Annotated in this window: 12 protein-coding genes; 3 read left to right on the forward strand and 9 right to left on the reverse strand. The window is 61.1% G+C overall.

All coding sequences use genetic code 11. The features are described from left to right. Positions 1 to 795 precede the first annotated feature (795 nt). From ACZY1I_RS27765 to ACZY1I_RS27785, 5 genes are all read right to left on the reverse strand, one after another. A complete protein-coding gene (locus ACZY1I_RS27765; RefSeq protein ID WP_463760126.1) occupies positions 796 to 1,827 on the reverse strand; it encodes a class I SAM-dependent methyltransferase in 1,032 nt (343 codons plus the stop codon). Further along, positions 1,824 to 2,864 (reverse strand): class I SAM-dependent methyltransferase, encoded by a 1,041-nt coding sequence (locus ACZY1I_RS27770; RefSeq protein ID WP_463760128.1) that lies wholly within the window; start codon positions 2,862 to 2,864, stop codon positions 1,824 to 1,826. The genes ACZY1I_RS27765 and ACZY1I_RS27770 overlap by 4 nt, the downstream gene beginning before the upstream one ends. Continuing rightward, positions 2,861 to 5,932, reverse strand: coding sequence for an HAD-IIIC family phosphatase (locus tag ACZY1I_RS27775; protein ID WP_463760131.1), 3,072 nt, complete (start codon positions 5,930 to 5,932; stop codon positions 2,861 to 2,863). The genes ACZY1I_RS27770 and ACZY1I_RS27775 overlap by 4 nt, the downstream gene beginning before the upstream one ends. Positions 5,933 to 6,227: 295 nt before the next feature. Then, positions 6,228 to 6,482: an acyl carrier protein gene (locus ACZY1I_RS27780; protein ID WP_463760133.1), complete on the reverse strand. Its 255-nt coding sequence runs from the start codon at positions 6,480 to 6,482 to the stop codon at positions 6,228 to 6,230. Beyond that, positions 6,479 to 8,377 (reverse strand): HAD-IIIC family phosphatase, encoded by a 1,899-nt coding sequence (locus ACZY1I_RS27785; RefSeq protein WP_463760135.1) that lies wholly within the window; start codon positions 8,375 to 8,377, stop codon positions 6,479 to 6,481. The genes ACZY1I_RS27780 and ACZY1I_RS27785 overlap by 4 nt, the downstream gene beginning before the upstream one ends. A 384-nt stretch (positions 8,378 to 8,761) precedes the next feature. Between ACZY1I_RS27785 and ACZY1I_RS27790 the strand changes: the two genes are divergently transcribed. The 3 genes from ACZY1I_RS27790 to ACZY1I_RS27800 all read left to right on the forward strand — a co-directional run bounded on the left by ACZY1I_RS27790 (position 8,762) and on the right by ACZY1I_RS27800 (position 11,281). Beyond that, positions 8,762 to 9,511: a TylF/MycF/NovP-related O-methyltransferase gene (locus ACZY1I_RS27790; RefSeq protein WP_463760137.1), complete on the forward strand. Its 750-nt coding sequence runs from the start codon at positions 8,762 to 8,764 to the stop codon at positions 9,509 to 9,511. A 213-nt stretch (positions 9,512 to 9,724) separates the two neighbouring features. Then, positions 9,725 to 9,847, forward strand: a complete 123-nt coding sequence (locus ACZY1I_RS27795; protein ID WP_463760139.1) for a hypothetical protein — start codon at positions 9,725 to 9,727, stop codon at positions 9,845 to 9,847. 165 nt (positions 9,848 to 10,012) lie between these two features. Beyond that, positions 10,013 to 11,281, forward strand: coding sequence for a hypothetical protein (locus tag ACZY1I_RS27800; RefSeq protein ID WP_463760141.1), 1,269 nt, complete (start codon positions 10,013 to 10,015; stop codon positions 11,279 to 11,281). A gap of 79 nt (positions 11,282 to 11,360) precedes the next feature. Here the strand turns inward: ACZY1I_RS27800 and ACZY1I_RS27805 are convergent, their stop codons facing one another. The 4 genes from ACZY1I_RS27805 to pks2 form a co-directional block, all read right to left on the reverse strand. After that, entirely contained in the window at positions 11,361 to 12,392 is a 1,032-nt protein-coding gene (locus tag ACZY1I_RS27805; RefSeq protein ID WP_463760144.1) for a GSCFA domain-containing protein, read from the reverse strand. A gap of 7 nt (positions 12,393 to 12,399) precedes the next feature. After that, positions 12,400 to 14,955 (reverse strand): glycosyltransferase, encoded by a 2,556-nt coding sequence (locus ACZY1I_RS27810; RefSeq protein ID WP_463760146.1) that lies wholly within the window; start codon positions 14,953 to 14,955, stop codon positions 12,400 to 12,402. 295 nt (positions 14,956 to 15,250) lie between these two features. Continuing rightward, positions 15,251 to 16,555: a condensation domain-containing protein gene (locus ACZY1I_RS27815; protein WP_463760148.1), complete on the reverse strand. Its 1,305-nt coding sequence runs from the start codon at positions 16,553 to 16,555 to the stop codon at positions 15,251 to 15,253. A 134-nt stretch (positions 16,556 to 16,689) separates the two neighbouring features. Continuing rightward, a complete protein-coding gene (gene pks2 / locus ACZY1I_RS27820; protein WP_463760394.1) occupies positions 16,690 to 22,959 on the reverse strand; it encodes a sulfolipid-1 biosynthesis phthioceranic/hydroxyphthioceranic acid synthase in 6,270 nt (2,089 codons plus the stop codon). Positions 22,960 to 23,035 lie beyond the last annotated feature (76 nt).

Here is a 23,035-nt window from a genome sequence, read left to right on the forward strand (position 1 = left end):
TGTGCGCATCCTGGATCGGCAGGCACGTTGAGGCGTTCGCGCTGTATCGAGGCCTGCTGGCGCGCACCGATCTCCCCGATCCTGATCGGCAGCGGATCGCGGCCAACCGCGACTTGTTGGTGCCGGCCATGCTCGTGGCGGCCTCGCCGTACCCCGAGGCTCTGGTGCAGTCTCTGGTTGCAGGTCCCGGTGAGGCCGAGGTCACCGTCAGCCTGGTCGCCGGGCCAGACCTGGAAACCACCGAGCAGACCGTTAACTCGTTCCTCAACTGCTGCTTGGATGTGTCGCGGGTCGGACGGTTTCTGGTGCTTGATACCGGCTTGTCCGCCCCCGACCGCGCGAAGCTGCGTAAGCGTTACGGGTTTCTCGAGTTCGTCCGTCGCCGACCCGGCGACAAGGCCGCCGCCCACCTGGCCCTGCTGCGCGCTGCGATCGACGGACGGTTCTGGCTGCATCTGGGCTCAGGCTGGCGGTTTTTCGCCTCCGAGAACTACATCGCCCGACTTACGGCGGTGCTCGACGCCGAACCAGAGGTGTTTCAAGTGGGCGTCAATTCCGGCGATGTGGTCAAGCTGACCGGCGCCGGCGCCGGCGCAGGGGAGCAGGCGGCGCGCTGGGCCCCCGACGCCGGCCGCTACCTCCTCACCGAGGCGCTTGCAACCGGCCCGGCGATGTTCGACACCGCACGCCTGGACCGGACCGGCGTCGAGCGACGCACCGCCAGCCTCGACGAAGTGCTCTGCATTTCCGGCCGGTACCGCTAGATGTAACCGGGGCTTCGCCTTGGCCCATGTGCTACGTGCGCAGAATGTCTGCGGACCGGGCTCGCAGCCAGATCGAACCACCGGGATTCTTCAGAAACATCGGGTTGGTCGCTTGGACCAACTCGCGTTGTCGGTGTGCAAACATGCCGTTCCAGAACACTACTTCGAACGCCGAGTTATACATTAGGAAAGCGCGCAGAGCGTAGCTTTCGTTCCACGATCTATTCTCATCGAACAGCCATTGCCGTGGATACTCGAATGGGTACTGTATGTCGTGAAAATGTATCAGTACGCCTTTGTTGAGGCTGGGCAAGATGGAAAACAGTTCGTAATGCACATCGCTGGCGGTCTTGAGGACGTGGGTTGAGTCGATGAACAGAATATCGTTCTCTTTGAGTGTGGAGAACGTCGAAACCGGCACATCCTGAACAAGTCCCTCGATGATATCGACCCGCGAGTGGTCTTCCTGGCGAAGTGTGCTGCGAAGGCGATTGGCGTCCGGATCGATGCAAGTCATAGCGAAGTCCGTTAGACCGAGGTGATCAACAGAGTCGAGCATGCAGGCCGACGAGAATCCTGATCCGACTTCGATGACGTTCTTTGGCGTGAAATGGGAAATCATCGCGCGCAGTGTAATGGCATCGCCGTACGGAAACATGCCGTTGGAGTAGTAGTAGCGGTTCTTGCCATCGTCATTCTCGCTGAACGGCGTGTTCTTTATGAATTCCGCATGTTCTTTCCACAACCGCACCATGGCGTCTTCGTCGAGATGGATGCCGGTGATGTCGCCAGGTTCTTGGAGGTACTGCTTTTCGACGTATCGGGCGATAGTCGACGGATCCACGACGGGTGAATAGTAATGACCGGCTGGAAAAAGGGTCGGCACCGATTGTTCCTGCTGGCGCTTGTACTCTGTTGATTTGACGAAGGCGAAATAGATTTGCTCGGGTGGCAGTGTGGCGGCAGCGTTCACCCAGTGAGCTAACTCTTCCGGTCCAGGAGCCCGCTTCAGGACAGTCGCGTAGAGGCTGGCGACATATTCCTCGGCGGCGGCGGGGTTCATGCGCTGTGCTGCTTCTGCGAAATGCCTGCAGACCGGGTTCGCAGCCAGATCGAGGCACCGGGATTCTTCAGGAATACCGGGTTGGTCTCGAGAATCAACTCACGTTGTCGGTGCGCGAACATGCCGTTCCAGAACACTACTTCGAACGCCGGGTTATACATTAAGAATGCGCGCAGGGCATAGCTTTCGTTCCATGATAGTTTCATATCGAACAGCCACTGCGGATACTCGAACAAGTAATGTATGTCGTGAAAATGTATCAGCACGCCTTCGTTCAGGCTGGGCAAGATGGAAAACAGCTCGTAGTGGACATCGCTGGCGGTCTTGAGGACGTGGGTGGAGTCGATGAACAGAATGTCGTTCTCGTTGAGTGTGGAAAACGTGGAAGCCGGCACATCCTGGACCATTCCCTCGATGATATTGACCCGGGAATGATCTTTCTCGCGAAGCGTGCCGCGAAGACGGCCCGCGTCTGGATCGATGCAAGTCATGGTGAAGTCGCCGAGGCCGGCGTGGTCAACGGAGTCGAGCATGCAGGCCGAGGAGAATCCTGATCCGACTTCGATGACATTTTTTGGCCTGAAATGGGCGATCATCGCGCGCAGAGTGATGGCGTCTCCATGCGGAAATAGGCCGTTGCGGTAGTAGTAGCGGTTCTTGCCGTCGTCGTGCTCGCTGAACGGCGTGTTCTTTATGAAATCCGCGTTTTCTTTCCACAACCGCACCATGGCGTCTTCGTCGAGATGGATGCCGGTGATGTCGCCAGGTTCTTGGAGGTATTGCTGTTCGACGTATCGGGCGATAGTCGACGGATCCACGACGGGTGAATAGTAGTGACCGGGTGGAAAAATAGTCGGCACCGACTTTTCGTGATGAAGCTTGTACTCTGTGGATTTGGCGAAGGCGAAATAGATTTGCTCCGGTGGCAGTGTGGCGGCAGCGTTCACCCAGTGAGCTAACTCATCTGGTCCCGGAGTTCGCTTCAGGACGGTGGCGTAGAGGCTGGCGACGTATTCCTCGGCGGCGGTGGGGTTCATGCGCGGTGCTGCTTCGGCGAAATGTCTGCAGACCGGGTTCGCAACCAGATCGAACCGCCGGGATTCTGCAGGAATGCCGGGTTGGTCTCGAGAATTAACTCACGCTGTCGGTGTGCGAACATACCGTTCCAGAACACTACCTCGAACGCCGAGTTATACATAAGGAAAGCGCGCAGAGCATAGATTTCGTTCCACGATCTGTTCTCCTCGAACAGCCATTGCTGCGGATACTCGAACGGGTACTGTATGCCCTGAAAACTTACCAACACGCCTTTGTTGAGGCTGGGCAAGATGGAAAACAGCTCGTAATGCACGTCGCTGCCGGTCTTGAGGACGTGGGTGGAGTCGATGAACAGGATGTCGTTCTCGTTGAGTGTAGAGAACGTCGAAACCGGCACATCCTGGACCATTCCCTCAATGATATTGACCCGGGAATGATCTTCCTCGCGCAGCCTGCTGCGGAGCCGGCCGGCGTCTGGATCGATGCAAGTCATGGTGAAGTCGCTGAGACCGGCGTGATCGACGGAGTCGAGCATGCACGCCGAGGAGAATCCTGATCCGACCTCGATGACGTTCTTTGGCTTGAAATGGGCGATCATCGCGCGCAGCGTAATGGCGTCGCCATACGGAAACATGCCGTTGCGGTAGTAGTAGCGGTGCTTGCCGTCATCATCATCGCTGAACGGCGTGCTTTTTATGACTTCTGCGCCTTCTTTCCACAAGCGGACCATGGCGTCTTCGTCGAGCTGGATACCTATGAGGTCGTCAGGCTCTTGACGGTACTGCTTCTCGACGTATCGGGCGATAGTCGATGGATCCACGACGGGTGAATAATAGTGACCACTCGGAAACATGGTCGGCACCGACTTTTCCTGAAGAAGCCTGTACTCATCCGATTTGGCGATGGCGAAATAAATTTCCTCGGGTGGCAAGTCGGCGGCAGCATTCACCCAGTAAGCGAACTCGTCGGGTCTGGGATCTCGCTCCAAGATGATGGCGTACAGGCTGACGATATATTCCTCGGCGGCGGCGCGACTCATTCGCGGTATTCGTTGCGTGTCCGGAGCAGCTCGCAACCGGTTTCTGTATTCCTCCGTCGATACGAAGTGTTCCACCAGGTCCAGCACCGTCAGTCCTTTGCGCGCATAAACAGACCAGGCCTTCAGTTCCTGTTCCGTGGGCGTCCGCCCCAACAGGTGTCGGTAAAGTCCACGAACGGTTGCTTCGGCGTCGACAATCTCAAGGCTCCGCGAGTCTGACGCACGCTTCTGCGGCAGTCGCTCGATCGACTCGGCCAATTGCTCCGCCAGTTTCAGGTACACGACGCGGTGGTAGTGGTTACCACCTTCCTGCACCTGCTCATCATCGTCCACAAAGTCGCTGAAACACACTGCCTGGGCGTATGGGTACTCGCGCACGATGCTTCTGACCAATTCGTTGTAATGCGCCGTCAGTGGCTCGGGCTGAACGACGCCCTGCACGCGCTGGCGATCATGATCGAGCAGCAAGATGAATTTAGCGCCGACCGGAACGTGCTCCAGCAACGCCCGTAGCGACGCCGCCCTCTTCTCGTCTGACATCGGCCCCGCGGTGCGATAGTTTCGCCGCACGTGCCGAGCGACCTCGGTGAGATGGAGGCGTGTTGTCTCGTCACACCCTTCTCGCTCTTCGATGAGGCGCTCGAATGCCCCCGCCGGCAAAGCCGTCACGTCCCAGCAGTTCGCCAGCTCAAATGCTAGTTCCCACCCGTGGTGCGCATGCTGGTAGTACGCGCCCGGATGACCCCGATAACGGCCACTATCCGCCCCGCCGCTGAAGACGATCGCGGTTCCCGGCGGCGCGTCGGCGAAGTAGTTACCGGCAAGGACATCCGCCGGGACGCCCAGGACCTCTGCTTCCTCGGAGAATTCCGATTCCGTTCGATCGAAGGCTGATACAGCGAGCGCACAGCTGTTGAGAAGAATGAATTTGTTGTTGGCGACGAAGCTTCCTCGCACCTTTACTTCCGGGACGTACCGCTTCAGGTAGAGACCGATCGGGTACATCTCGCAACCGCCGTACAACCGCAGTTCGGGAGCGATCGCTGCGACCTCGGCCGCCCGACCGGAAAACGATGAAACCGGGCGAATCCAATCCACCACAACCGGCGCCGACAGATCCGTCAGCACCTCGCCGACCACCGCCAGTTTCGGGCGCTCAAGGTAGTCGTAAACCCACCGCTCGACCAGCATTCCCAGGGTGCGGCACGAGAAGCAGAAATGAAGAAGCTCCCGATGTCGCGACGCGGCCGCCTCGATGTCGATATTGGCTCTCATCATGAAGAAGCCGACGTATCCGTAATCGCCGTACCTGTCGACCACCCGGATCAGGCCCGCCTGGACCGCCATGTGGGCCAAGTCTTGGCGCAGAACCTGGCGCGCCGACTCGAGATCCTCTGGCAGGCGGCGCTTCGTATAGTTCAACTGATTGGTCCGATTGATCAATTCGATCGCACGATCGAGATTGGCAACATCCTCCAGGTCGTGATCAAAGAACACGCGGATGTCCGAATCTCTGAGGAACTGGTAGCCCCCGCCGTCCGCTGACCGCTGAGCCTCGTGTCGCGCCTCCAGCAATTTGTATTGCTTCAACCTCGACAGGTACTTGTCGTCTTTGCCGACGAAACGAGGATCAGCGAGCAGCTTGGGAATGAACTTCTCGTTCTCGAGTTGAAGGTCCGGGATCAACGCCCTGGCTTCAGCGAGATTGCGAGGATTGTCGTCTATGAACATCACGCTGGCGGGCCTGAGCTGGACAGCCTCGATCAGCGCCACTAACCTCGGGCCCTTCGGGTCCCAGGAGATGTCGGGAAACACGAAGTAGTCCAGGATGTTCCGTTCCCTGAGGATTGTGACAACGCTCGGTTCGTCGTTCTTCGAGCAGATCGAGCTCAGGATGCCGCGACGGGCAAGCTCAACGACTATCTCGTGATGAGCCTCCACGTACTCGCGGATGCCCCCTTCGACCAGCGTCCCGCGCCAGAACGTCTCGTCGAGATCCCAAACGACCAGCCGTACCGGTTCCGCCATGTATATCCCCCCAACCTGCTGACTAGGGAACGCTTTCCATTGCGGATTCGCATGCCCCGAGTCGAGATGCTACCTCCCGCGATTTGAGGAGCGCCGGATTCAGACCCAGAGGGAAAGCTGAGATAATCTGCCGTCGCGCAAAGGATTTTTCACTGCGGGTATTTGTTCGGAAGGTGGCTATTTATTCGGACCGTGGCTACATGTCCGGGTGTGCGGTCAGTTTTGCCGCCGCCGCCGCCCACCGCGGCGCTTCGGTAGGCCGGCCCACCAGCGGTGTTCGCCAGTATCGAACGACTCAGTTACTGGCTGCCGACTTCGCCTTCCGAATTAGCGCGACGAGGTCACCGACGTTTTCCAGTTCATCGAGTTCCTTGGACTTCACCTTCAGTCCAAAATGGCTCTCGACCGCCAGAATTATTTCTATCATTTTGTACGAATCCCATCCCTCGACTTCCCCTGCGGTGAGATCGGGTCTTAGCACCAGATCAAAGTTCAGGAGCACGTCACGGATGATCTCCGTTAGCTGCTCGTAAATCTCCTCGTCCGTCATAGTTTGTGTCTTTCGATTGTGATGTGGGTCTTGCTCGGGACAAAGTCATTAAGTAATAGTTCGAATTTGCCATTTCCGGCTACGTCCTCGGCGAGGGAAGCGAAGCCTAATTTCGGGTAGAGATCCTTGACTATACTGTTCTTTGCAGTCGGGTGATACTCACCGACGATGCGCCGGACCCCGAGCCGTCGAGCCTCTTCGCTGACAACATTGAGCGTCGCATGTTCAACTTGGCGACCAAAGACGCGACAGCTCATTAGCCAGGTATCGAGCAGTACCGCCTCGGCAACACGCTTGCCGATCACGACGCTGATAATGCCATTGTCACCAAAGCGATCGAGTAAGCGTAGGTAGATCCCAAATGCATCCGGGTCTTCCATTACTGCGAGTATTTCGTCTTCGGAATACCGTCGGGTGGTGAGGTTGAACTGGTTTGTCTTATTGATCAACTGAACCGTCCGCTGCAGGTTGACTTTGTCGAATTTCCGCCACTGCAAGCGCATCTCGAGGCTCCGTAAATAGCCCTCCATGTCTGTGGCAGCGCTCTGCGCCTGGGCGCGTTCGCGGTTATCGAAGTACTGCTGGGTCCGTTCGCGGTCTTCCGGGGTGATGGCGAGAGATTCGAAATATCCGGCATCCGCAATGCACCGTGATACCAGCGCGGGATCCTCGGGAACCTCCGGGACAGCCACCATCGGCAGTTCCTGCCGGACCAAACTTCGCTCAAATGGGTTGTCGTCGACGAACACCAGTGAATCGAGACCAATGTTGAGGGCCGCGGCAATACGGCGCAGGTTGGTCGCCTTGTCGTCCCAATTGGCGACAAAAGTCGCTACCTGCTTGCGAGTCAAAATCATCTCAGGGTGGCGTTCGAAGGCATCCATTGCAACGTGTTCGTCGTTCTTGGAACACACTGCAAGTATCACTCCGCGGCCGGAGAGGTCCATCGCATAATTTTGCAGGCTGAGAAAGGCTTCCCCCAAGGCGCTTCCTTGGCCCAACACAATCCCTTCCAGTCCGTCGTCACCAACGACGCCACCCCAGATCGTATTGTCGAGATCGAGCACCAAGCACTTTGCGGAGAGTCCCAGCTGGGCGCCGAGGACACGCGCTACCGATTCTCCATATAGAGGAGCCGCGGACAATTTGATTTCCTGTTTGCTTCGGTGCCAAAGCGCCACATCATGCCAGGCATCAAGACCGTCCTGCCGGACGCGGCGGTCGATTGCGACAAGGTGTGCACCGCCGGCGTCCGCAGCGGCCTGCAAGTGGAGGTTCAATTGATCCAGAAACTGCGCTCGTGAACCTGGGAGTCGGTGCTCGTTGCTGCCCATGAGATCCTGCCAGACAGGGAGCGCTGTTTGCTGAAGAACGCCGCAGTTGAAGGCTTCTTTTGCCAAAGACCAGCATTCCCGGATGGACGCAAGGACCTGTTCTAACACGCCTGCGACCTGCGGTTCGTCAAGCCCGGGCCGCAGGCCCTGCGTGAGATGGTAAGCGTCTAGTGCGAAGAGAACGACCTGCGGGCGGAAGCGATGAAGACGCGAGTCGACGTCCAGCAGTTCTTGCCGGTATTGGCCGTACTCCGTCTCGTATGTGAGCACGTGCAGGCCGCGGCGGAGGGCGGCCACGCGAAGACCCGCGTGCAGTTGTGCAACGGTCGAAGAGCCGAGTATGGCCACCCGCAAGCTCTTAACCGTGGGAGGTGCGGCCCCCGCTCCATAATGCTTTGCGAGAATCTGATCCAGCGTATTGGTCTGGACGAAATCCAGATCATGGTTGGCGAGCGCTACCAAATCCCCCCAGGGGGGCGGTACTTCGGCAACTAGCAGTGACCGCGCCCGTGCTCGAAAGTCCGTACATTCAGGCAGCCAGTACAGCGTTGTTTCTCTCATTCAACGAAAAACTCCTGATGCTCTGAAAGTTGCGAGCATTCAGGCGGCGGAAGGGGACCAAGGGCCGTGACCGACGGTACGACATTGTTGTTCGGGTTGCCAGGTGTATGGCATGGCGTGTCGAGCGCTGGGTCGACGGACGCGGGTGGTCCACGCAGTGACCGCGAGCAACGTCGCGGCCGGCGTACCGTCGTGTGGCTGGAGTAGACCTCGGTGAGTGGTTAACGCATTTGGATTCCGGAACCGCGTGAACTCAGCCCGTCGGATACGATTCCACTGCGCCTGCAAATTGCGGGCCGCAACCCAGTTATCAAACTGATTGCCCGCGCCAAAATCGAAGAGCCGCAAACTGCCGACCTCCACTCCGGAAGGAATGAGCGCTGGATGGACGTTCTCTATATTGATCTCCTCAAAAAGGTTCTCACGAACACACTTTTTCAGGAAGAGCCCGACATAAACGAGGAAGAGCACAGGTTCGTCGCGGCCTTCCTTAAGCATTACATTCGTTCGCCAGCGATAACCATGCTGCCCATGGCGAGGTTGCAGAACATTGACGACTGCGTCACGCAGGTTGCCACAGACGGGGTCCCCGGCGACCTGATCGAGACCGGTGTTTGGCGCGGCGGGGCGACGATTCTTATGCGTGCACTCTTGAAAGTATTCGACGACACAGCCCGGAAAGTGTGGGTTGCCGACTCGTTCGAGGGGCTGCCAGAACCGTCCGCTGACGAATTCCCGATCGAGGCGAAGTCCTACGGCGGCGCGGTCATGAAGGCGTACGACCACTTCGCGGCACCGCTTGATCTGGTCAAGCGCAATTTTGAAGCGTTCGGTCTCCTTGACGATCAGGTCCATTTTCTGCCCGGCTGGTTCAACGAGACGTTGAGCACCGCCTCGATCGACCGCCTTGCCGTGATGCGGTTGGACGGGGATTATTATTCGTCGACAATGGATGCGCTGACAGCACTTTATGACAAGCTGTCGATCGGTGGATTCGTCATCATCGATGACTATGGCGAGGACAGATGGACATACTGCCGCAAGGCGGTTGATGAGTTCCGCGAAATTCGGGGCATCGCAGATCCGTTGGTCCAGGTCGATCTACGCTGCTCATTTTGGCGTCGGACAAGCTGAAACTTGGCGCCGGCCTGGTTGAGACGCTTATCGGAAAGTAGTTGAACAAGTCGACTCCGAACTCTTGTCGACGCACTGCTCAGTAGACCAGCTTGTGGGCGTCTAATGTGCTGAGCAATGCGGTCGCTTTCGTCGCCGAATAAACTTTCTGCCGATTCCGGCGAGATCGTCTGACCGGCGCGTGTCCTCGACGCCGCGCTCGACCTCGCTGATTTGCTCGTCAATCCGGCGCGCCGTGGGCGGAGTCCGGTCGTGGCGGAACTGTTCGTGGAAGGCGGAGTCGAGGACGACGCGGCCTTCTCGCTGTTGCTGGCCGGCCGCAGTGGGGCTCTGTGAGCCCGTCGGATATGACCTCGCTCGGCCGTTGGTCGCCGCACCAGCGCACGACTCCCGGCGAATACGGGTCGCGGGTGCCTAAGATGAACGACAGCCTGGTGGCTTGCAAATTGACCCGGTTGGCTTCGGGGATCATCCGACAGCAGCCAAGAAAAACGAAAGAAAGTGACTGAAGGCGGGAAGATGCAGATATTTGAAAATAATTCTGTTCTACCCAGACTTGGAAGGCGGATTTCTTTTGCCGCAACCGGCCACAGCGAGGAAGTAATCGGCCCGGGCTGGTCAGTCCAAGAAGCTGCTGCCCGCTGGATGACGGGCGGATTCAGCGTGCTCGCCTTACCGATGCCGGCGGAGAGCAGCGCTGCCGATTTCATTGTCATATTGCGGGTCACGCCGTACCTGGCAAATGGCGGGATCAGCTCCCAACGCTGCACTGTCGTGTGCGGAGCCGAGGTAGTCGCCGATGTCAAGATCGCACTGCCCAGCTGGATTGGCTTTCGTATCTCCGCGAAGGCGGTGGTCTCCGAGAAGCTAGCGATCTTATTCGTCCATCCGGATGCGGGGAGCCCGCAGGAATATGGGATTTCGCCAGATTCCCGCGAGCTGGCAATCGCGGTTTACGAGGCCGTTCTGTTGCCCGCGACGGAGGCCGACGAATCGATGGGCTGGCGTGGAAGCACTGGTCAGTTCGAGTCGAGCGATTGGCGTGCGCACGTCTCAGTCCCCGACTGGAAGAAGATTGCTTCCAAGTTCCAAAGCATGGGACAGGACTGCGAATTTGGATTGGTGCAAAGGCAGTGCGAGGCCGAGCCTTTAGGACTGTTCAGATTCTGTAACATTTGGTTGCATGATCTGATTCAATGTTTGTGCGGCGATTTCTCGGAACTTACCGATGAAGAAAAATTAATCATTGAACCATTCTGGACCGGGGAATATCACGGTAAGTACCTCGGTCTCGATTTAGCTTTCCATACCTTCGTTTTGACCGATCAGAATCCGGACGTCGACGCTGTACGTCGCAAGGAACTGGCCCGAGTAAAAATGCTGGTGCGACTCTTCAGAGAAGATCTCGAGGATGGAGAAAAAATCTTTGTTCTCCTGAGAAAGGCCGCTCCGCTGGACGAGTTCGAGGTGTTGCCCGTCATCAGCTTGATGCGTCGTTACAATCCAAAGGCGGCGCTGCTCTGGATTGCCGTCGCTGGACCGGATCAGGGACACCTGGTCGGGCAGTGCGAGGTGGTCGGGGAAAATCTGCTGAAGGGTTACATTGACAGATTTTCTGGGCAGAACTCGGATTGGAGCACCCTTTCGGTTGGATGCTGGAAAGATATTATGATTTCCGCTCTGCAGGCGCTCGGCAGGCCCATTCCAACTCGCGCTCAGGGATTGCCGCCCGAGCAGAAGCGGCTTGAGCCCCGAGTTGGCCTCATTTAGTGGTCAAGTTTTGCATCCCTTCAGCGCGGCTACGGCGCTCCTGGGCTCCGGTTCGGTCGGCGTTCACCAGATAATTTAGCTATCTGGTGTCGTTCATGACCTCTTCGCATTCGCGCTCCGCAAGTTGACGCGACAATTGCGCCAACGCACGGCTGCGGTCTTGAGCGCCGCCGCCGCCGGGTGCGGCAGGTTCGCTGCGGCTCAGAATTGCATCCACTACCGTCTTGACAGCGTCAACCGTCACCGTACGGCGGTCGTCGGCAAAGTGGGTCTCTGACCCGGGGCCGGTGACGATTTCATAGGCGGGAAAATAGTGGACATCCGGCCGTGCGACGACCGCCTCCCCGGCGGCGGCACGCAGTACGGACTTGCTGTACACGGTCGCGGTATAGACGTGGTCGCCGGTGGCGGTCGCCACCAGTGGCACAGGCGATACCGTCAGCACAATCCTCAACCTCGGTCGAATGGCCCGCATCCGGTCGACGAAGCCCAGGATGTCGGCCGCGACCTCGCTGACCGTGAAGTTGACGAACTGGTGTCTGTCGGGATCGAAGGTACCGGCGATTGTTCCGGGGCAGGAGGGAAAGACCGCGCCATCGAGGCTCGAGACCCAACTTTCCGTCAGCCCGAGAGTGAAGATGAAGAGGTTGCATTCCACGATCGCGGACAGCACCCGATCGAGGTGGGAGCGGGTCAGGAGATCGAATTCCTCGTCAGATTCGGCCGGAAAAGGCAAACCTGGTCGGAACGGATCGATGACGGCGTCTGCCGTCGTCCAGCGATCTTCGCGCGGTTGGAACCGCCCCTCGGCTCGGTCGAGGAGCTGAAGCCATTGCCTTGGCGTGTAAATGTTTCCGTAGGCTGCCGAATACAGTTCGTAACCGAATCGGTCGTTCGCCTCGGCCCTCTCAGTCCGGACGTAGCGATACCCGGCGGCTTCCAGATGCGGCACGATGTTCGCGGCAAAGCAACTTCCCGCTGACATAACCCGGCTGTCGGCCCTCAGGATCGGTTCTTTCGCCGTGATCAAATCCATCGGCGACCAGTTGCGCGCGACGGAGCGCGACCAGAAAGCCCGGTCTGGTTGGTCGTTGTAGGGGTGCTGCACCATTTGTCGCCTATCTGAAGGCCTGGGCGACGGTCTCGAAAATGATGTCGCCATAGGCTTCGTTTGCATGGGTCACATCGCTAAACCAGAACTCACGCTTCAGGAAGCCGTCGGCATCCTGAACGTCCTTGGGAACAGGGATGAACGTCACCCCCCGACTGCGGGCCTTCTCGGCCTGCATGTCCTGCAGCAGATACCAAAGCTTCAATCGCACATAGGGATCGGTGATAGGGAGGGTCGCCACGGACTGCCCGAAGCGCGCCGCTGCGCTCACGAAGAATTCTTCCCGCTGCGCAAAGTCGCGTAGCGCCTCATTGTCGCCCTTCGGTGGCGGCGTGCCGATAAGTGCAATGCGATTCAACTCAGCGGTCGTCAGCCGATCCAATACCTGGTCGAGGTCATTCAAACTCTGCTGGAAGCGGTGCCGGATGGCGGCCCTCGGCATGATCTGCGCCGATGGGTTCATCTTGCTTACCTGCGCCGAAAGGAAGTCGAACCGCGGTTCTGCCTCGAAGAAATAGCAAACATTGTGTTCGTTACCGCCCCAGATGATGCCGACATCCGCGCCCGTCCCGCGATCCGCGAGGGTATCCCAGTAGGTCATGTCAGGGGACGGGCCCGCCATGATAAATGTGTCTTCGCCGCGCGAGTCAGGTATCAGCTCCAACGGTCTGGCGAAGACGCGTTGTCCGGCTAAGGCCAGCAGATGTGAATGTCCCGCGAGAATGAGCGGGGGAGGATTGCGAATTGTTGCTGACGCGGAGGAAGTAAGCGGTGGCGCGACCTCCACGCGGGTCGTCACAACCGAAGCGCTTGGTCCTTGACAGAGGACGTCATCGAGGCTGGCGGTACGCAGACCTGCCGCGGCCGCCCGGCGTCCGAGTTCGGCGATCGGATCGGGGTCGGTGCCGTCGACACCGCCGGCTTGATCCAGCCGTGTGGCGTCGAACATTGCCGGGCCGGTTGCCACCTCATCGCTCAACACGTAGCGGCCCGCGTCGGGTGCGCGGCGCACTACCTCCGCGACGGCGCAGGTGCGGGTCGGCTCGATCGCATCGGCGAAGTTGATGCCCACCTGAAACACCTGCGGTTCGGCGTCAAGGACCGCACTCAGCCGGGTGAGGTAATCCTCGGGGGCAAAGAATCGCCAGCCTTGGCCCAGATGCAGCCAAAACCGTCCGTTGATGTGCTTGCGGAGCCGCCCAAGCGCCGCGTCGGGCCCGTCGACGGGGTCGCAATCGGCAAACTCGATAAACCCATAAAGCTCAGCCAGCCTCGTGCGGTCGGAGGCGGATAGGCCGGCATCAAGCACCAGGAAGCGCCCGCCGACCCGTGACAGATCGGTGCAGCAGTGCAGAAAGGAGTTGAGTGTCTGCTCGGTGGCTTCTTGATCCGGCCCGGCGAGCAGGGTGATGGTGACCTCGGCGTCGCTGGCACCCGCCACCATGCTGCCCATCAGCGAAGCAGGGTAAGACGACGCCGCCTCGATCATCGCCGGCACCGAGAGATCGCGGTGGCCGGCAACGGCGCGTCGACGTCCATCGGGGATATCAGGGCGCGCCAGCAAACCCTGACACAGCTTGAACGCTTCGGCATGCTTGCCGATCCAGGACGCGCACACCGCCTGCTCTGCGAGGGCGTCCCAAGCGTAGACGTCTGCGTCTACCATCAAATCGTCTACCGGGAAAGGGATTTGGGCGCTTTGCTGGGCGAACAGATAGCCGAGCAGCCATTTCTTCTCGGTTCGGTAGTGAACGGCGATTTGATACAGCGGCTCGGCACGGGTCGGTCGGAATACCCAAGCCCGCAGGAATGCGTCTTGAATATCCGGCCACGGCTCGCCGAGAAACGTCATCGCCAGCGCGACCCGGAACATCGCGATGAAGACTTCCTCGGTCGAGCTCAAGATGCCCATCTCGAGCCGCCGCCCGTACCACTTGCGCGCGTTGGCGAAGTCACCCCGAACGAAGTAGCTCTGGGCTAGCAAGATGACTGATTGGGGATCCTCAGGGTTGCGTTGCACCTCGTCAAGCAGCATCGCGGCGTCGCGCGCATACTTCTGCGAATCCTGGCTGGGGGTACCGAATCGACGGTATTCGATGTGGTATTCGCCTTGCACGCGTGCAGTGACGTACTGGTCATCGCACGTGGGGGTCTCGCATACGACACCCTCATAGCGCCAGCGCAACCCGTCGCGGAACAACTGTGTACGCCAGCTGATTGTGTCGGCCTGTCGGTAGCCGGCTTGTCGGTTGCGCAGCGCGTAGGCGTCGGCGCTCAGTTGGGTGAAGTCGGGTGTGCCGATGAGGACATCGTCGGCGTCGATGGCCAAGATGTAGTCGCCGTGACCGTGGGCGAGATTCAGTGCGTCGCTGCGGTTCTGGCCGAAGTTGCGCCATGGCCGTTCGTAAAGCTTCCCGGGGATGCCAAGACGGGCCATGTAATTTGTGATTAAGTCCTGGGTCCCGTCGTCGGAGCCAGTGTCTACGATCACCCACGAGCTGATATATGTCGCGACCGAGTCGAGTGTCCTCGCAACGATGTGTGCATCGTTGCGCACGATCATGTTTAGGCAGATCGCCGGGGGCGCGGTCTTCGGTCCGGGCACGGTGAATTGTATCTGGCGACAGCTTGTGGGTGGGCGTAATCGGCTCATGATGACGCGCCCGAGGTATCGGCAAAGCATAATTTCGCCTTACCAGCTAACCGTCGCGCGGCCAGACGTGGCGGTCGAGGCAGCACTCAGAGGTGGATTTCTCAAAGGCGATCGAAACGATCGGGCTCGCGCCTGCTCTCACCGATGCGGCGGTGTTGGCGGGTCACCCGACGAACTTCACGCCAGCGAATCTTGACCTAAATTTTCAACCAACTCCGCCGGTGTCCTGGGTTGACATCGCGCCGTGGGCATCGGCGACGCGGGCATATACAGATTTCAGCGCCGCTATATAGCGGGTGACTGAGTCGCGGGCGACCGGGTTGTCCGGGAACCGCACCATCACGTGAGTCGCGTTTTCAAGCCGAAGAACACGAATGTTGAATTCGGCCGCAACCGCGCTGAAGTACATCTTGACATTCAACCCGTCCGATTGACGACCGAAGAGCGCGGAAAGGGGCGGAACGCTGGCATCGAAATAAAACAGCATCGGAAGGTGGTGCCGTCGAGGCCAACTCAGCCAGGGCGCCAACTCCAGTGCGACGCGGAACGGCACATTGGCCAGGTCTTTGCATGAATCAAAAGATGTCTGCGCGGCATTGACGGTATCGGCGAAAGACGACGCGATGACCGGGACGGTGAGCGGAACGTGGCCGGTGAACCAACCAGTCGCCATGAAGTCCGCGGGGGTGCGGCGAGTTTCGGCGGAAGTAAGTCCGTAATAGGTTTCGGCCCCCGTCAATTCATATTCCGCTAGAGCTTCGCAGGCGAAGACGCCACCGCTGAACCTGGCACCCGCTGCGATGCAAGCGGATTCGAACTCGGCCGTCTGTCGCTCGTTCATCAACTGGGCGCTCATCTGATCAGCGGGCGCCAACTCGTCGCCGAGTGGCAGCGGGAAGCCCGGAAGGGTTCCGCTGTTGTTCTCAGCAAACTCGACCCACTGTCGTATCTGCGGGGACTCCATCGTCAATGCAGCGATGGATGCCTGCTGCCGGACGCAGTAGTCGTCGTAGCTGCCAGCCTCCGCCAGTCGGACAGGTCGTTGGCCATCCACCAGGTCGGCATACATCGTGTGAATTTCGGTGAATGCCACGCACAGCGACATCATGTCGCTGTGAAGATGATCGAAACACACGAAGAATGTGAAGTGGTCTGAGCGCTGAATAAGCATGAAGCGGAAACAATCCCACTGCAGCGGATCCGGGGTGGCCAGGATATGGTCGCGCCATTGCGCCGGTGTCATTGTGCCGTGAACTGTCGGGACCAGCTCGATATCGATGGGGTCGGAGATGGTGTGCCGGATAGTCTGGCCGGCATCCGTGTATTCGAACCAGCTGTGATACGTGTCGTGGCGTCGAAGGTGCGCGTTGATGGCGAACGCCATGGCACGGATATCACATTGACCGGCTATGTCCCAGGAGACGATGAGTAGTCGTGGTATCTCGCGGCCTTGGGACGCATTTCCGCGAAAGGCTTGCAGGAGTTCGGCTTGCATGTCGCTGGCCGGCACCGCACTTATTGGCGCTTGCCTAGCTTTAGCGAGCGATGCGGGGGACGGGGCCCACGAGACGACAGAGCCAGGGGAGGCCGCCGGATCGTAGATCGACCCGAATGCCACTGTCCCTACGGCAAACACTTTCGTTCCTATATTTCCGGTCGGATCTGTGCCGTCAGCGCGTCGCACAGGTGCTCAGCCAAACCTCGCACGGTGGTGATGCCCGTGGGGTTGATGCGTATTCCCGTTTCGCTCTCGATGCGGGTGCGCAGTTCGAGATTGCCCAGCGAGTCGAGGCCGTACTCGAAGAGCAGACGATCCAGATCGACCGTGCGACGCAGAATCAGGCCGACTTGCTCGGAAATCAGACGCCGAAGTCGGGGTGGCCACTCGTCCTGCGGGAGCTCATCGAGCTCTCTGCGGAATTCGGTTGTGCCTGAACGGTTTTGCTCTCCGGGCTGGAACCTCTCAGCAAAGCGACTGCGTTGCGCGAGCGCAGTCAACCAGGGGGAACCAATGACCGGCACATAGCCGGTGTACCCGCGGTCGTGGCGCAGCAAGACGTCGAACGCGTAGGCGCCGTCTTCGGGAGTGATCATTGTGGTGTCACCACTTTCCGCCAGTGCTGCGGCACGGCCGATGTCGGCCCACGCGCCCCATGCAATCGCGGTGGCCGGCAGACCTTGAGCACGTCGCCAGTAGGTAAAGGCGTCTAGCCAGCTGTTGGCTGCCGCGTAGGCGCCCTGACCCGGCGAGCCCAGCAGGGCCGCCGACGAGGAGAACAAGCAGAACCAGTCAAGTGCCGGTCCGGCTTCCATCTTCTGCAAGGCCTGGTGCAGGTGCCAGGCACCGTAGACCTTGGGCGCCCAGTCGCGGTCGATCAGCTCGTCGGTGATGTTGCTCAGGATGGCGTCCTCGACTACGGCCGCCGCGTGCAGCACACCGCGCAGCGGAAGCCCGGTGGCAGTGGCCACAGAAACCAACTGATCGGCCAGCCCCGATTGGGCGATGTCGCCGCATTCGACCACGATCTCGGATCCGGTCGCCCGAATGAGCTCGATTGTCGCCAGCGCCTTCTGGTCGGGAGCGGAGCGCGAGGTGAGCACGATCCGCCCGCAGCCGGCTTCAGCCATCTTCTCGGCAAGGTACAGCCCGAGGCCACCCAGGCCGCCGGTGACGATGTAGGAACCGTCGCCACGGAAGACCTCAGCTTGTTCCGGGGTAAGCACCACGCTGCTGGACCCCGTGTGCGGGATGTCGAGGACGAGTTTGCCGGTGTGTTCAGCCGCGCTCATTACCCGAATCGCGTCGGCCGCCTCGGCAAACGGGTAGTGGGTGCTTTGCGGCATCGGCAGCGAGCCGTCGGCGGTCAACAGGTACACGGTTTTCAACAACTCGCGGACTTGAGCGGGGTGGGTGACCGATAGCAATGCCAAGTCGACAGCGTGAAACGACAGGTTGCGACGGAACGGGAAGAGCCCCAGCTTGCTGTCGCCGTAGATGTCACGCTTCCCGATCTCGACGAACTGTCCGCCCATCGCGAGCAGTTTGACCCCGGCAAGCTGCGCTGCGCCGGTCGCGGAATTAAGCACGATATCCACGCCGTAGCCGTCGGTGTCTCGCCGGATCTGCTCGGCAAACTCGACGCTGCGCGAATCGTAGACGTGCTCAATGCCCATGCTGTGCAACACCATTCGTCGTTGTGCGCTGCCGGCTGTGGCGAAGATCGTCGCTCCTGCGGCACGCGCGATAGCGATCGCCGCCTGTCCCACGCCGCCTGTCGCGGAGTGGATCAGCACCTTGTCGCCGGCCCTGATTCTGGCCAAATCCTGCAGGCCGTACCAGGCGGTCGCGTAGGCGGTGGTAACGGCAGCGGCCTGGGCATCGGTTAGGCCCGGCGGCAACGTCGCGGCCAGGCGGGCGTCACAGGTGACGAATGTGCCCCAGCAGCCGTCGGAGGACATGCCCCCGACGCGGTCGCCGACTCGGTGATCGGTGACGTCTGGCCCGACCGCGGTCACGACGCCCGCGAAATCGATGCCCAGCTGAGGCAGGTGTCCCTCGAAGCTGGGGTACCTGCCGAACGCGACCAGCACATCGGCGAAGTTGATGCTGGATGCGCTGACTGCGACCTCGAGCTGGCCCGGCCCTGGCGGGACCCGGTCGAACGCGACAAACTCCATCGTCTGCGGATCACCAGGGGTGCGAATCCGCAGGCGCACACCATCGTGCTCGTGGTCAACGACGGTGGTTCGCCGTTCCTCGGGGCGCAGCGCAGTGGGGAGCAGGCGCGCGGTGAACCACACCCCGTGTCGCCAGGCGGTGTCGTCGTCGTCTGAGCCGGCCAGGAGTTGGCGCGCGACCCGCTCGGCGTCGGTCTGCTCGTCAATGTCGATCTGGGTGGTGCGCAGGTGCGGATGCTCGGCGCCGATCACCCGCAGCAGCCCGCGGAGCCCGCCCTGCTCGAGATCGATGAGATCATCGGCCAGCACGGCATGCGCGTTCGTGGTCACGACACACAGCCGCGGCGATTCCCCCGCGATCTCGGGCAGCTCGCGGGCGATGCGCACCATATGCCGGACGCACTCAGCGCCGCGCAGCGCGCACTTTTCATCCGAGTTGCCGTCACGCGGACCGATGAGCACAACCACGCCGGTGCACCCGCTGGAACCGAGCCGATCACGCAGCCGCTCGGCATTCGCATCCTGGTCGGCATGCTGCGGCCAGCTCATGGCCGTGCATTGCGCACCTTGGAGCTTCAACGCGTCGGCAAGGTCGGCAGCTACCGCATCGGCATTGGCGGAAGCGCTTATCAGCAGCCATGTTCCGGCGTCGGCACGATCCCCCTCGGGCAACTCTTGCTGCTGCCATTCGATGGTCAGCAGCCGCTCGCTAAGCAGACGATCGCGGCTTGTGTGCTCGGTGACCCCGGTTCCCAGTCGCAACCCCCGCACAGCAAGCAGCACAGTGCCGTGCTCATCGAGTACATCCAGATCGGCTTCGACCCCGGCAGCGTCGGCATTGGTGACCGTCGTGTGGCAGTAGCGAGCGTTGCGGGCAGGCGAGTAGGCCCGTAGGCGTCGTACGCCCAACGGCAGCAGCAGATCGCGGCTGCCCTGGACGGCGGGGTGGGCGTACACGGTCTGGATACAGGCATCCAGCAGGGCGGGGTGAATCCCATCGCCGGTCTGTTCTGAGCGAATCGAACCAGACAGCGCGACGTCCGCCAGTATTGTGCTGACCATGCTGTCGGCAGCGTGCGCGGCCGTCGCACCGGTGAAAGCAGGCCCATGGTGCACACCGTGGTCGTCGAACCACTGCCTGAGTTCGGGCCAGTCCAAGTCGAACGAATACGCTGCCAGCAGAGCGGCGATGTCGTACGCCGGTGGTTGGTCCTGACGGTCTACCGCGTGCAGCACCGCCACGGCCCGCCGAACCCGCTCACCTTCTCCGAAGGTCTCCACCACGAAGTCGACGACGCCCGGCGATGTCACCGATGCGAGGGCGAATACCGGGTTCTTGTCTTCGAGCAGCAGCATCTGCTCGAAGCGGATATCGCGGACCTCTGACCCTTCGCCGAGCACCATGCGCGCTGCGGCCCGTGCCATCTCGCAGTAGGCGGCCCCTGGAAGCGCGGCCACATCATGGATCCGGTGATCGTTCAACCAGGGCAGCGCCGCGGTGCCTACATCGGCATGCCAGGCGTGGCGCTGCGGCTCCTCCGGCAGCGGCACATGCGCGCCCAGCAGCGGATGCACCGAAACGGTATTCGCCTCGTGCGCACGGCGATCCGGCGCGAGAAGCAGGCGGCGGTGCGTCCACGCCGGCAGCGGTGCATCTACCAGCAGCCCACCGGGATAGGGCACCGAGAAGTCCACGGCGGCGCCTGCGCTGTGCAAATCCGCCAGCAGGCTACGCAGCCCGTGCGGCAGCGGTTGCTCGCGCCGCATTGCCGCCATGACGGCAACCGTCATGTCGAGGCTTGCGGCGGTCTGCTGGACGGCGTGGGTCAGCAGCGGATGTGGCGCCAGCTCCGCGAATACCCGGTACCCGTCCTCCATCGCAGCCTGCGCCGCAGCGCCGAACCGCACCGTCTGACGCAGATTGTCCACCCAGTAGCCGGCATCACACACCGGCCGATCACATTGGTCGAGCAGGGTTGCGGAGTAGAACGGAACCTGCGGTGCCATCGGGGCTACCTCGGCCAACGCCTCGGAAAGCTCGTCGAGGATCGGATCGACCTGCGGAGAGTGCGACGCCACATCTACGGCGACCTCCCGGGCCATCACCTCCCGCTGCTCCCATGCTGCGACGAGATCGCGAACCGGCTGGGTGGCGCCGCCGATCACCGTGGCCTGCGGAGAGGCCACCACCGAGACCACGACGTCGGTGACGCCGCGAGCCACCAGTTCCGCACGCACCTGCCGAGCCGGCAGTTCCACCGACGCCATCGCGCCGGTGCCGGCGAGTCTGGCGCACAGCCGGGAACGGCGACAAATGACGCGCACCCCGTCCTCCAGCGACAACGCTCCCGTGACGACGGCGGCCGACACCTCCCCCATGGAGTGGCCGATCACGGCGCCCGGGGTGACCCCGTAGGACTTCATCGTGGCCGCTAGCGCCACTTGCATGGCGAACAAGGTCGGCTGCACCTGGTCGATGCCGGTCGCGGTCTGCGGCGCCTTCATCGCATCGGTGACCGAGAACCCGGACTCGACGGCAATCAGCGGTTCGACCGCCGCGACGGTGGCGGCGAACACCGGTTCATTGGCGAGCAGGTCGGCACCCATCGCCGCCCACTGGGAACCATGCCCCGAGAACACCCAAACCGGACCCCGGTCGTCGTGGCCCACCGCGCTCTGATGCGGAAGTTCCCCCTGCGCGACCTGACGCAACCCCTCGATCAGTTCCTCCAGGTCAGCGGCGATGACCCCAGTGCGCACCGGCCGATGGGCCCGGCGGCGCGCCAACGTATAGGCCAGATCCCGCAACACAATTGAGTCTCGGCGTTCATCCACCCAGTCGCCGATCCGGCGCGCGGTTTGCCGCAACCCGTCGGCGGAGGTCGACGACAGCGCAAACATCAGTGGGGAGGCCATACCGGATCTGGCTGTCCCGCTCTCCCGGGCAACGGTCTCCGGAGCTTGCTCGACAATGGCGTGCACATTCGTTCCCGACATTCCGAACGACGACACCGCCGCCCGCCGGGGTGCTTGGTTACCGGTGCTGGGCCACGGCGTAATTTCTTGCGGTACAAAGAGTTTCGTCTCGATTTGGGTAAGTTGATCAGGCAGGTGGGTGAAATGCACCATCGGCGGTACCGCACCGTGCCGCAGCGCGAGGATCGCCTTCATCAACCCCACTGCGCCAGCCGCGGACTCGGTATGTCCCAAATTGCTCTTGACCGATCCGAGCGCACAGGCGTTCCCGCTCATGCCGTAAACCCTTGCCAGGCTGTTGAATTCGACAGGGTCACCGACCGGGGTACCGGTGCCGTGCGCCTCAACCATGCCGACGGTGCCGGCATCCACCCTTGCGGTCGCCAACGCCGCCCGATACACCACCTCGTGCGCGTCCGACGACGGCGTCAAGATGTTGCCGCTGCGACCGTCTTGGTTGGCCGCTGTGCCGCGCAATACCGCGAGGATCCGGTCACCATCGGCCAGCGCGGGCAGCAACCGTTTGAGTACCATCACGGCGCAACCCTCGGAACGTACGAACCCGTCGGCGGCGACGTCGAAGGTCCGGCACCGTCCTGTCGGGGAGAGCATGCCGAGCCCGGAAGCGGACGCGGACGTGCGCGGTTCCAGCATCACCGAGCAACCGCCCGCCAAGGCAAGGTTGCTCTCGCCGTCCTGCAGACTGCGGCAAGCCATGTGTACGGCCAGCAGGCCTGACGAGCACGCGGTGTCCACGGTGACGGCAGGACCATGCAGCCCCATCGCGTAGGCGACCCGCCCAGATGCCATGCTGAACGCGGTGCCGGTGAACGCGTATGCATCGCCCAGCGCCCCCGCGTCGCCAGTGACGGGTACGTAGTCATCGTGGGCCAATCCGACGAACACACCTGTCAGGGAGCCGGCCAACGATTTCGGCGCCAGACCGGCGTGCTCCACCGCCTCCCAGGAGGTTTCGAGCAGCAAGCGGTGCTGTGGGTCGATCGCGGTTGCCTCCCGCTCGCTGATCCCGAAGAACTCGGAATCGAAGCCCGCTATGTCGTCGAGGAACCCGCCCCACCGCGACACCGATCGACCCCGCACACCGGGCTCGGGGTCGTAGTATGCGTCAGCGTCCCAGCGGTCGGCGGGAATCTCGGTGACCAGGTCGTCGCCGCGAAGTAGCGCCTCCCACAACAGCTCCGGCGAATCGATGCCTCCAGGAAGCCGGCACGCCATGCCGATGACAGCGATCGGATTCATACGTGCGTTGCTCACGGCCGCATTCCTGCCACTCCCTTGCAGTGCCCAGGCAGGGAACTCCGCACCGTCGCAGCTA

Source organism: Mycobacterium sp. IDUB_37 (genome assembly GCF_055419245.1).